We start from the raw sequence: 10418 nt of genomic DNA, 5'->3' as shown, positions 1-10418 counted from the left end.
GCTTCACACTGGTGTTCGCCTTCGGCTTCTCGCCCGAGGCGGTGCTGATCGCCTTCCTGGCCGCGACGTTCTGCGCCCTGTTCCAGCACGCCAACCTGAAGACCCCGCGTTGGCTGGGGTGGTTCATCGCCCGGCCCGAGATGCACAGCCTGCATCACGAGCGTGGGGTGCACCGCTGGAACTACGGCGACATTCCAATCTGGGACATGGTGTTCGGCACCTATCGGAACCCCAGGACCTGGAATGGCCAGGCCGGATTCTACGACGGCGCGTCGGACCGTACCCTCGATCTGCTGGTCGGCCGTGACGTGGCCGGCGGCGAACGCGGGCTCACGCCGCAGGCCGCCCGGTGATGCTGCCGCCAGCCGATCTCCATCCGCCGCTCGAGCCGCGGGAGTTCCTCATTCAACCTCAACCTTCAAAGGCCGCCTTCATGCGCACCCGTCTATCCCTTCCCACCGGCGTCGAAGTCGACGTTCTCCAGTCCGGCGACCCCACCGGGGTCCCGCTCCTCCTGCTGCACGGCCTGAGCGATTCCCTGCTCTCCATGCGGCCGATGATGGAGCACCTGCCCAAGGGCGTGCGCGTCATCGCCCTCACCCAGCGCGGCCACGGCGACAGCTCCAAGCCTGCCGGCCCCTACACCACCGACGCCTTCGTCGGCGACGCCGTGGCCGCGCTGGACAAGTTGGGTGTCCGCCGGGCCGTGGTGTTCGGCCACTCGATGGGCAGCATTGTCGCCCAGCGCCTAGCGATGAAACACCCTGAACGGGTCGCCGGCCTGGTGCTCGAAGGCGCCTTCCCCGGCCTCAAGGGCAATCCGGCGGTGGAGGCGTTCTACGACGAGGCCATCAAGGGCCTGTGCGATCCGATCGACCCGGCGTTCGCCCGGGCCTTCCAGGAGAGCACAATCGCCCGGCCCATCGCGCCCGAGCTGCTGGATCTGGTGACGGCGGAGTCCTGCAAGCTGCCCGCCCACGCCTGGAAGGCCATCTTCGAGGACCTGATGGCCGACGACCTCGGCCCCGACCTTCCGCAGATCCAGGCGCCGACCCTGCTCCTATGGGGCGACCAGGACGGCTTCGTCACCCGGGCGGACCAGGACCGGCTGCTGGCCGGCATCCGCGACTCCGCGCTGATCGTCTTCGAGGGCACGGGCCATGACCCGCACTGGGAAGAGCCAGCCCGCGCGGCCGAGCTGATCGCCGTCTTCATCCAACGCCACATCGCGCCCGCCGCGGCCTGAAAGAAACCGACATGACCATCAAGAAGACCTACCTGCCCCAGCTGGGCGACAGCCTGTTCCTCACCGACGGCGGCCTGGAGACGACCCTCATCTTCCACGAGGGTCTCGAATTGCCCCACTTCGCGGCCTTCGTCCTGCTCAAGGACGACGCCGGGCGCGCCACCCTGCGCCGCTACTACGAGCGCTACCTGGAGATCGCCGCGGCCCAGGGGCTGGGCTTCGTCCTGGAAGCGCCGACCTGGCGAGCCAGTCCCGACTGGGCGGCGCGGCTCGGCCTGGCGCCCGGCGAGCTGGAACTGTTCAACCGCGACGCCATCCGGCTCCTGCGCGACCTTCGCGAGACCTGGCGCAGCCGCGTCCCGCAGATGGTGGTGTCGGGCTGCATCGGGCCGCGGGGCGATGGTTACGATCCCGGAGAGACCATGACCGCCGACGAGGCCTGCGCCTATCACCTTGGCCAGGCGACGGCCTTCGCGGCGGCGGGCGCGGACATGATCGGCGCGATCACCATGACCAACATCCCCGAGGCCATCGGGGTGGTCAGGGCCGCGGACGCCGTGGGCCTGCCGGTCGCCATCTCGTTCACGGTGGAGACCGACGGACGCCTGCCCACCGGCCAGACCCTGGCCGAGGCGATCCTGACCGTGGACGCGGTGACCGGCGATGCGCCCGCCTACTACATGCTCAACTGCGCCCATCCGACCCACTTCGCCGGCGCGCTCGAAACCGGGGAGTCCTGGGTCCGCCGGATCGCCGGCCTGCGGGCCAACGCCAGCAAGCGCAGCCACCAGGAGCTGAACGAGGCGCCGGACCTCGACGATGGCGACCCGGCCGAGCTCGGCCACGAGCATGCCGCCCTGCTCCGGCGCCACGGGCACATCCGCGTCCTGGGCGGCTGTTGCGGCACGGACCACCGCCACGTGAAGGCCATGAGCCGCGCCTGCGTCGCCGTCCCGGCCTGACCGGGCCAACCTGACAGCCCGAGGGTTTCAATCCCCCCGGCCTTCGGGCGATCTCGGGGCCGCACGCGAGCGGCCCCGAGGTCAACCCGCGCCCCCTGACGCCTCTAGGCTCCGAGGTTGCGGAACCAGCGGTCCAGCATCGCCGCCTCGCCGCGCAGGCAGTCCGTGCGCTCGGCGGCCTCGGCGTCGACTCCCCATTTCTCTTCCTGGAACGCCTCGTCGAGACGGGAGAGATCGAACGCCGCCTCGCCGCTCATCCAGCCGCGCAGCAGGCCGACCGCCAGCACCGCCGAGCCGAACAGCGCCACGCCGAACGCCAGCCCGGCCAGCTGGAAGTCGTCCAGCGACAGAGCGATCTCCCGCACCTTCGTCAGCGTCTCGCCCGGCTGGGCCTTGTGGACGATGCCCGTGCAACGCTCGAAGTGGAGCCCTTCCTCCGCCGCCGCCCGCGCCAGGACCGGCAGCCAGGCCTCCTCCTGCCGCGCCAGCAGGGCTGCGGGATCGTCGGCGAAGTAGCAGAGGAGATCGGCCCCCGCGTACTGCGCCACCTGGTCGGCCACGCCGTCACGGCTTCCGCCGATGGTCTCTATGGCGGTGTTGGCGAGCCGCGTGGCGTGCATGGTCGCCATCTCGATCACGTCCGTCTGCGCCGACCATTCCGCGGCGACCTGTTCGGCCACGGCCTGGGTCGGCAGCACCATCAGGGAAGCCTTGGGCGTGCGCAGGTTGCGGTGGTCGAGCTGGACTTGCCAGCCGCCGCCAGCCTCGATCACCGTCACCGTCTTGTAGAACCGGCGCGGCTTCTCGGCCGGTTCGTGAAATCCCTTGCGCAGGTCCAAGCTTCTTTCTCCCGACGGAACGCGTCGATGCGGCCGTGGAATGGGGACGAAACGCGCCGGCCGCAAGGAGGAAGCGTGAGCCAGAGCGACATCGACGCCGCCATCGCCGTGACGCGCTTCGGCCTGGGCGCTCGTCCGGGCGAGATCGCCGCGGCCGCCCGCGACCCACGCGCTTATCTCAAGGCGCAGATCCGCCCCGACGGCGCAGACCTGTTCGCGACCGGTGGAGAGAGCTCGTCGCAGCGCCTCGCCGAGTTCCGCGCGTATCGGCGGCAGCGGTCGATGGCCGGGACCGGGGCCGCAGCGGAGGACGGCGCGCGCGACCCGGTGAAGATGGCGCGGCAGTTCATCCGCCAGAACGCGGCCGGCGACGTGCTGGCGCGGCTGCAGCTCGCCACCGACACCGACGCCGGGTTCCGCGAGCGCTGGGCCCTGTTCTGGGCCAACCACTTCACCGTCTCGGCCACCAAGGCGCAGGTCGCGGGCCTGGTCGGCCCCTATGAGGTCGAAGCGATCCGGCCCCGCGTCTTCGGCCGCTTCGCCGACCTGCTGGTGGCGGCGGAAACCCATCCGGCCATGCTCCTCTATCTCGACCAGGCGCAGTCGGTCGGGCCCAACAGCCGCGCGGCATCGGTCCAGCGCCGCGGCGGCGGCCGGCGAGGCGCGGGCCAGCCGGATGGCCGGCCCCGCCGGAACCTCGGGCTCAACGAGAACCTGGCGCGCGAGATCCTGGAACTGCACACGGTCGGCGTGGACGGCGGCTATGCCCAGGCCGACGTCACCGAGTTCGCCCGCGCCCTGACGGGCCTTTCCATCGCCGGGCCGCGGGAGGCCGGGCTGGAAGGCGTGGTGTTCCGGCCCCAGACGCACGAGCCGGGCCAGCGCACGGTGATGGACGTCCGCTACCCCGACGACGGCAGGGCGCAAGCGATGGCCATCCTCGCCGACCTCGCGACCAAGCCCCAGACCGCCCGCTTCGTCTGCGCCAAGATCGCGCGGCATTTCGTGGCCGACGATGCTCCCCCGGCGCTCGTGGCGCGGCTAGAAGCGACGTGGCGTGCTACAGACGGCGATCTGGCCCGCGTGGCCGAGACGCTCATCGAGGCGCCCGAGGCCTGGTCGCCGCAGGCCGCCAAGTTCAAGACGCCCTATGAGTTCGTGATCTCCAGCTACCGCGCCCTGGGCCAGGGGCCCGGGAACCTGGGCCAGGTGAACGCGGCCCTGGTCGCCCTCGGCCAGCGCCCGTTCGGCGCGCCGTCGCCCAAGGGCTGGCCGGACGAGGCCGCGCCCTGGGCCGCGTCCGACGCCCTGGTGAAGCGGATGCAGTTCGCCCAGGCGATGGGCGCCGCCCTGGGTCCCGGCGTGCAGGACCCGACAGCGCTGGCCCGCGAGGCTCTGGGCGCGCGGCTCTTGCCCGCCTCCGCCGCGGCCATCGGGCGGGCCGAATCCCGCCCGGAAGCCGTCGCCCTCCTCCTCATGACCCCGGAGTTCCAGCGCCGATGACCGCGCCCATGTTCTCCCGCCGAGCCTTCGCGGCCGCCGGCCTCGCCCTGCCGCTGCTGGCGCGCGCCGCCCACGCGGCCCTGCCGGCGAACCGCAAGTTCGTGGTCGTCGTCTGCCGTGGCGGGATGGATGGCCTGTCGACAGCCCCGCCGGTCGGCGACCCCGACTACCGGCCCCTGCGAGGCGCCCTGGCCCTGGGCGACGGGGCGCTCAGGCTGGACGGGACGTTCGCGCTCCACCCCGCCCTTGCCACCGTCCACCGGCTGGCCCAGGCCGGCCAGGCCCGCATCGCCCCGGCTGTCGCCACGCCCGATCGGGCTAGGTCGCACTTCGAGGCCCAGGACGTGCTCGAGACCGGCGCCGGCGGGGTGTACGCCGCCTCTTCCGGCTGGCTGAACCGCGTCGTGGAGGCGCTGTCAAAGGCCGGCCGGATCGAGGCGATCTCGGTCGGGCCAACGGCGCCGCTCATCCTGCGGGGGCCCGCGCCGGCGGCGTCGTGGTCTCCGGGTCGGGCTGTGGACGCCCAGGCGCGCCTGCCGAAGCTGCTGCAGGACCTGTACAGGAACGATCCTTTGCTGGGGCCTGCCCTGGCCCGAGGGCTCACCACCGAGGCGATGGCCAGGGAAAGCGGGGCGGCGAGCCGGACCATGTCGGGCGCGGGCGCCCGCGCCGGCGCGGCCCAGGGTGCGGCCGCCGCCCGGGCGATGGGCGAGGCGCTGGCCGGCTTCCTGAGGGCGCCCGGTGGTCCGCAGCTGGCCGCCGTCTCGCTCGACGGCTTCGACACCCACGCCAATCAGGGGCCGCTGCTGGCCGCGCGGCTGGCCGCCCTCGACGCGCTCGTAGATGGGCTCCACGCCGGGCTGGGGCCCGCATGGCGCGAGACGGTGGTCCTGGCGGTCACGGAGTTCGGCCGCACCGTGCGCGCCAACGGCACCGGCGGCACCGACCACGGCACGGGGTCCGCCTCACTCCTCCTCGGCGGCGCGCTGAGGCCCGGCGGCATCGTCGGCGACTGGCCGACCTTGCGGCGGCCGGCTCTCTACGAGGATCGCGACCTCTATCCCGCCCTCGACCTGCGGGCCCTGCAGAAGGGTCTGCTCGCCGAACACCTGGGCATGGATCGCCGAACGCTCGACACCGCCATCTTCCCGGACAGCGCGGACGTGCGGCCGGCCTCCGGACTCGTCTAGGCAGGCACCGCGTCGAAGGCGATCGTCATCCGGCGCTCGTCGGTCGTGAAGGGCACGGTGCCGTGCCACATGTAGGACGGGAACAGGACCAGCCGCCCGCGCCTCGGCCGGACGAAGTGCTCGGCGGGCAGAGCCGGCTCGGTGTGGAACGGCGGCTGGCCGAACCTGATCCACCCTTGCCGGTCGGGATGGTCCAGCGCGCTGTCCGGCGTCTCCACATAGAAGGCCGACGACAGCCAGCCCTCGGGATGGAAGTGGTCCTTGTGGAAGCCGCCCGGTTTCAAGCGCACCGACCAGGCGCCTTCGATCCGGTAGCCGTCCTTGCGACGCGACCGGACCGGGTCGGTCCCTTCGCCCATGCCGGCGATGTGCTGGCGGATCGGCTTGTCGATGGCCTTGAAGAAGGCCTTGATCGCCGGGTCGTTGGAGCCGGTCAGGCGATAGGTGGTCTGGCTTCCGTGCCGCAGCGATTGAGACGATGGGTGCTGGTTGTAGAGGTGGATCCGGTCCAGCGCCGCGGCGAGATCGGCCAGATAGGCCTCCAGGCTGTCCCAGCCCGCCGGCGCCTCGATGTCGTAGACCCCGACCATGGCGTCGTAGTCGTAGAGCTCGCGGTACAGGGGATCGCCCACGGCCCGCGCCGCGGTCGCCGCCCAGCCCCAGAGCGACTGGTTGTCAGGCGCGAAGGCCAGTCCCTTCCGGGCCTTCTCCAGCGCCAGGTCCGCCTTGCCCGTGGCGAGATAGACGATGGCGAGCTGGTTCAGCACGCCCGGCGAGTCCGGCAGGCGCGCCTCCGCGGCCAGGGCCAGGCGCTCGGCCTCGTCCAACCGGCCCCGCTCCAGCGCCGCTTGGGCCGCGGCCATGGTCAGCGCAACATCGTCCGGCAGGCGCTCGGCCGCGACCGCCAGCAGTTCAGCCGCCTTGTCCAGCTCGCCCGCAGCCTCATACAGCTTCGCCTTGGTCAGCAGCAGCGGCGCAGGCGGACCGCCGGCATGGGCGCAGCGGTCCAGCACGGCCTGGGCCTCGCCGATGTTCCCGCGCCGCATCCAGACCACGTCGGCGTACTCGGCCGCCGTCTCCGCCCGGCCCGGGGCGCGCTTCAACGCTTCCAGATAGGCCTGCTCGGCGCCGTCAAGGTCGCCCGCCGCGGCCTTGGCCCGCGCCATGACCCCCCAGCTCAGGGCGCCGTCGACGCCCAGGCGGAAGGCGCGGCTCATCGCCTCCACCGCCTCCGCCCCATGGCCGAGGTCGCCCAGGGTGGCGGCGATGTTGTGCCAGGCCACGCCGCTGGACGGGAACCGCATGGTGGCGCGCTCGTCGAAGACCAGCGCCTCTTCGCGCCGCCCGACTGCCTTCAGCGCCGTGGCGTGGATCGCCAGCGCGCGGTGGCTGGGTTCGGGATGGTCGGCCAGCGGCGTGGTGATCGCCAGGGCCTCCTCCAGCCGGCCCTCGTCCAGCAGGGCCTTGGCCCGGTCCAGGGGTTCGATGCTCAACGTCGCCTCTTGAAAGGTTCGGGGTCGGCCTCGTGCTCGTCGAAGCCGAAGCGTTCGAAGCCGGCGCGCAGTTCGGGGCTGATGGGAGCTTCCAGCGCCAGGGTTCCGCGGGACGGGTGCGGCAGGATCAGGCGGCGTGCGTGGAGCTGCAGCTTCAGTCCCTGCGACAGCTCCACCGACGCCTCGGTGTTGTATTTGGGATCGCCCAGGATGGGATGGCCCATGGCCAGCATGTGGGCGCGCAGCTGGTGCGTGCGGCCCGTGTGCGGCCACAGCGCCATCCAGGCGGCGCGGGGACCGGCGCGGGCGATGGTCACGAACTCGGTCTCGGCGGTCTCGGCGCGCTCGTCCTTGGGATCGGCCGGGACCATCATCTCGCGGTCGCCGACGCCCTTCTTGGCCAGTGGCAGGTCGAGCACGCCTTCGCCCGGCTTCGGAAACCCCGCCACGATGGCCCAGTAGATCTTCTGCGCCCGCCGCTTGGCGAAGGCGCCCGCGAGCTTCGCCGCCGCGGCCGGGGACTTGCCCAGCACCAGGACCCCGGAGGTGTCGCGGTCCAGCCGGTGGACTAGGCGGGGCCGCTCCAGCCCTTCGCCCCAGGCCGAGAGCAGCCGGTCCACGTGCTTCAGCGTCTTGGTGCCGCCCTGCACCGCCAGGCCCGAGGGCTTGTTCAGGGCCAGGACCTCCTCGTCCTCGTAGATCACCAGGCTCTTGGCGTAGGCCGCGTCCCGGCTGTCCAATTGACCCTTCTCGCGCGGCGGCGGAGCGTCGGGGAGCGGCGGCACCCGGACCTGGCTGCCGGCCGACAGCCGCGTGTCCGGTTTGGCCCGGGCGCCGTCCACCCGGATCTGGCCTGAGCGGGTCAGCTTCTGGATCTGGATGTGGTTCAGGTGCGGCCAGCGCCGCTTGAACCAGCGGTCCAGGCGCACGCCGTCCTCGCCCTTGTCCACATAGAGGGTGCGGACCTCCCTCACGCCAGCAACCGCCGCATCAGGATCAGGCCGGCGAACAGCGCCAGCACCGAGAGAACCACCGAACCCAGGCTGTAGAGCGCCGCCTGGCCGTAGGCGCGCCGCTCGATCAGCAGGGCGACCTCCAGCGAATAGGCCGAGAAGGTGGTGAAGCCGCCCAGGACGCCCACGCCCAGCAGCAGGCGCCACTTCTCCTGGTCCGCCCCGCCCCGCATCGCCAGCACTCCGGCCAGCACGCCCATCAGCAGGCCGCCCAGGATGTTGGCCGCGAAGGTGCCGTAAGGCCAGCCGCCGCCCAGCGACCGCATGGCCTGCGTGCCGAGGAGATAGCGCGCCACCGCGCCCGTCGCGCCGCCAGCCGCCACCAGGAGGAGAGTCTGCATCCCGCGCCTTATGCGACGGCGCGGCCGCTTTTGCCAACGTCGCGGTTGGCGGCGGCTAGATGCGCTCGCCCAGTGTCCGGCGGAGCGCCCTGGCGTCATAGACGTCGGCGCCGCGCGGACGCTCGCCGCGTCCCATGACCACCTCGATCGTGGTCGACAGCGAGGGCCCGCCGCCGAGGTTGAAGGTCGTTCCCACGCCGAGGCTCACTCCGCTGCGATAGCCGTAGTCGCCGCCGCCTACGCCCACCCCCACGCGGGGCCCGCGGTCGGGGCGTCCCTCGGTGAAACGGTCGGCCACGCGGAACCAGTCGTAGCCGTCGGAGATCGCCAGGTCGGCGGCCCGCACCAGGGCGTAGTCCATCACCTGCTGCGGCGGCGCGCCGGGTCCGCCGCGGAACGTCACGCGGTAGCGTCCGGGCTCGATCCGGTACTCGGAGTATCCCACGGCCTGAGGCCCGGCGGCGGGCTGGTACAGCGTGGGCGCGGTGGCGCAGGCGGCCAGCGAGAGGGCGGCGGCGACGACGACGAGGCGTTTCATGGTAAACGGTCCAAACTCGGAAAGGCGTGTCCCTTCCGATGCTTGTACGCCAAAACGAAGCGTTTGGCGGCGCCGTTCCGTCAGCCCAGCCCCAGCGCCGTCACCAGGGCGGCGAAGTCCGCGGGCGGCGGCGCTTCGAGGCGCTTCTCACCGCCGGCCGGGTGCGGGAACTTCAACGCCGTCGCGTGCAGCATCAGCCGCGGCACGGGATGGCCGCCCACCACCAGGGCGCCCCCATAGCGCGGATCGCCGGCGATCGGACGGCCGATGTGGGCCAGGTGGACCCGAAGCTGGTGCATCCGGCCCGTCTCGGGATCCAGCTCCAGCAGGGCGGCGACTTCGGTGTGTTTCAGGGTCCGATAGCGCGAGACGGCGGTCTCGGCGTCCGGATGGTCGGGTGCGCAGGGCCGCATGTACGCCTCCCGCCCCTGCTCGTCCCGGCGCAGAGCCTGGTCGATCCGGCCGCCCTTCGGCTCCGGCGCACCAGGCGTGACGATCGCCAGGTAGGCCTTGGAAAAGCGCCGCTTCATCAACGCCTTGCCGAGAAAGCTTGCGGCCGGCTTGGTCTTGGCCGTGAGGATCACGCCCGAGGTGTCGCGGTCCAGACGATGGATCAGCCGGGGTCGCGCCTTCCCCGAGCGGGCGAAGGCCCACAGAAGTTCATCCAGCGTATGCACCTGCCCCCGCCCGCCCTGGCTGGACAAGCCCGCGGGCTTGTTCAGCGCCAAGATGTCGGCGTCCTCGTAAAGCACCAGCCCGCGCACGAACTCGATCTCGTCGCGCGAGAGCTGGATGGGACTGACGGGCTTCACATGGCGGGTCTAGCGGAGAACGCCCCGGCTCGTCATCACCCACGCGTACCAGGCGAAGGCGACGCAGATCACCACGATCACCGTCGGCATCACCGGGCTCATCGCGTCCAGCAGGCCGGGCGTGGCGATGTTGTAGACCAGCGCCCCGGCCGCCCCCAGGGTCGAGACGGCGAACGCATAGGCCGCCCAGCGGCTGCGCGCGAGCAGCAGGAGCGAGCCCAGGACCGATCCCCAGACTCCCACCGCCCAGACGGCGTGCATCCACACCGGATAGGTCGCCATGTACCCGATCTGGGCCTCGGTCATCCCCATCTGGCGGTAGTAGGCTTCGCCCTGCAGGTGGCTCATCGTGTAGTCGTAGCCGCCGAACCCGTTCCAGAGCAGCGCGACCAGGGTCACGAGCCAGAAGTGCCAGGGCACGGCCGGCCGGCCGGTGTCGATCGTTTCGGTCATTCTTGTCCCTCCCGTGGACTTGGGAGGC

At 71.9% G+C, this 10418-nt stretch carries 12 protein-coding genes; 5 read left to right on the top strand and 7 right to left on the bottom strand.

What is annotated here, in order from left to right:
- The 3 genes from AX721_RS14665 to AX721_RS14655 all read left to right on the top strand — a co-directional run.
- On the top strand, nucleotides 1–353 hold a 353-nt coding region (locus AX721_RS14665), incomplete at its 5' end, for a sterol desaturase family protein (protein ID WP_197422583.1).
- Nucleotides 354–433: 80 nt separating this feature from the next.
- Nucleotides 434–1246 carry an alpha/beta fold hydrolase gene (locus tag AX721_RS14660; protein WP_197422582.1) on the top strand — a complete coding sequence of 271 codons (813 nt, stop codon included), beginning with the start codon at nucleotides 434–436 and terminating at the stop codon, nucleotides 1244–1246.
- A gap of 11 nt (nucleotides 1247–1257) precedes the next feature.
- The gene (locus AX721_RS14655) at nucleotides 1258–2208 is read left to right on the top strand and encodes a homocysteine S-methyltransferase family protein (RefSeq protein WP_068876731.1); all 951 of its coding nucleotides are present in this window, start codon (nucleotides 1258–1260) and stop codon (nucleotides 2206–2208) included.
- 104 nt (nucleotides 2209–2312) lie between these two features.
- Here the strand turns inward: AX721_RS14655 and AX721_RS14650 are convergent, their stop codons facing one another.
- Nucleotides 2313–3047: an ATP12 family chaperone protein gene (locus AX721_RS14650; RefSeq protein ID WP_231733279.1), complete on the bottom strand. Its 735-nt coding sequence runs from the start codon at nucleotides 3045–3047 to the stop codon at nucleotides 2313–2315.
- 75 nt (nucleotides 3048–3122) lie between these two features.
- Between AX721_RS14650 and AX721_RS14645 the strand changes: the two genes are divergently transcribed.
- Nucleotides 3123–4550 (top strand): DUF1800 family protein, encoded by a 1428-nt coding sequence (locus AX721_RS14645; RefSeq protein ID WP_231733280.1) that lies wholly within the window; start codon nucleotides 3123–3125, stop codon nucleotides 4548–4550.
- The gene (locus AX721_RS14640; protein ID WP_068876729.1) at nucleotides 4547–5740 is read left to right on the top strand and encodes a DUF1501 domain-containing protein; all 1194 of its coding nucleotides are present in this window, start codon (nucleotides 4547–4549) and stop codon (nucleotides 5738–5740) included. The genes AX721_RS14645 and AX721_RS14640 overlap by 4 nt, the downstream gene beginning before the upstream one ends.
- Here the strand turns inward: AX721_RS14640 and AX721_RS14635 are convergent.
- The 6 genes from AX721_RS14635 to AX721_RS14610 form a co-directional block, all read right to left on the bottom strand.
- On the bottom strand, nucleotides 5737–7233 hold the full coding sequence (locus AX721_RS14635) for a putative 2OG-Fe(II) oxygenase (RefSeq protein WP_068876728.1): 1497 nt from the start codon (nucleotides 7231–7233) through the stop codon (nucleotides 5737–5739). The two genes, AX721_RS14640 and AX721_RS14635, sit on opposite strands and share 4 nt — an antisense overlap.
- Nucleotides 7230–8207, bottom strand: a complete 978-nt coding sequence (locus tag AX721_RS14630; protein ID WP_068876727.1) for an RluA family pseudouridine synthase — start codon at nucleotides 8205–8207, stop codon at nucleotides 7230–7232. The genes AX721_RS14635 and AX721_RS14630 overlap by 4 nt, the downstream gene beginning before the upstream one ends.
- A complete protein-coding gene (gene crcB / locus AX721_RS14625) occupies nucleotides 8204–8587 on the bottom strand; it encodes a fluoride efflux transporter CrcB (protein WP_068876726.1) in 384 nt (127 codons plus the stop codon). Before crcB ends, AX721_RS14630 begins: the two co-directional genes overlap by 4 nt.
- 55 nt (nucleotides 8588–8642) lie before the next feature.
- On the bottom strand, nucleotides 8643–9125 hold the full coding sequence (locus AX721_RS14620; RefSeq protein ID WP_068876725.1) for a hypothetical protein: 483 nt from the start codon (nucleotides 9123–9125) through the stop codon (nucleotides 8643–8645).
- An 80-nt stretch (nucleotides 9126–9205) separates the two neighbouring features.
- The gene (locus AX721_RS14615) at nucleotides 9206–9937 is read right to left on the bottom strand and encodes an RluA family pseudouridine synthase (RefSeq protein WP_068876724.1); all 732 of its coding nucleotides are present in this window, start codon (nucleotides 9935–9937) and stop codon (nucleotides 9206–9208) included.
- 9 nt (nucleotides 9938–9946) lie between these two features.
- Nucleotides 9947–10390, bottom strand: a complete 444-nt coding sequence (locus tag AX721_RS14610) for a hypothetical protein (RefSeq protein ID WP_068876723.1) — start codon at nucleotides 10388–10390, stop codon at nucleotides 9947–9949.
- Nucleotides 10391–10418 lie beyond the last annotated feature (28 nt).

The sequence above is a fragment of the Phenylobacterium sp. CCH9-H3 genome, from assembly GCF_001557235.1.
In the GTDB taxonomy this organism is placed as follows: domain Bacteria; phylum Pseudomonadota; class Alphaproteobacteria; order Caulobacterales; family Caulobacteraceae; genus Phenylobacterium.
Note: the sequence above shows the minus strand (reverse complement) of the source record. Positions and strands in the feature narration are given on the sequence as shown.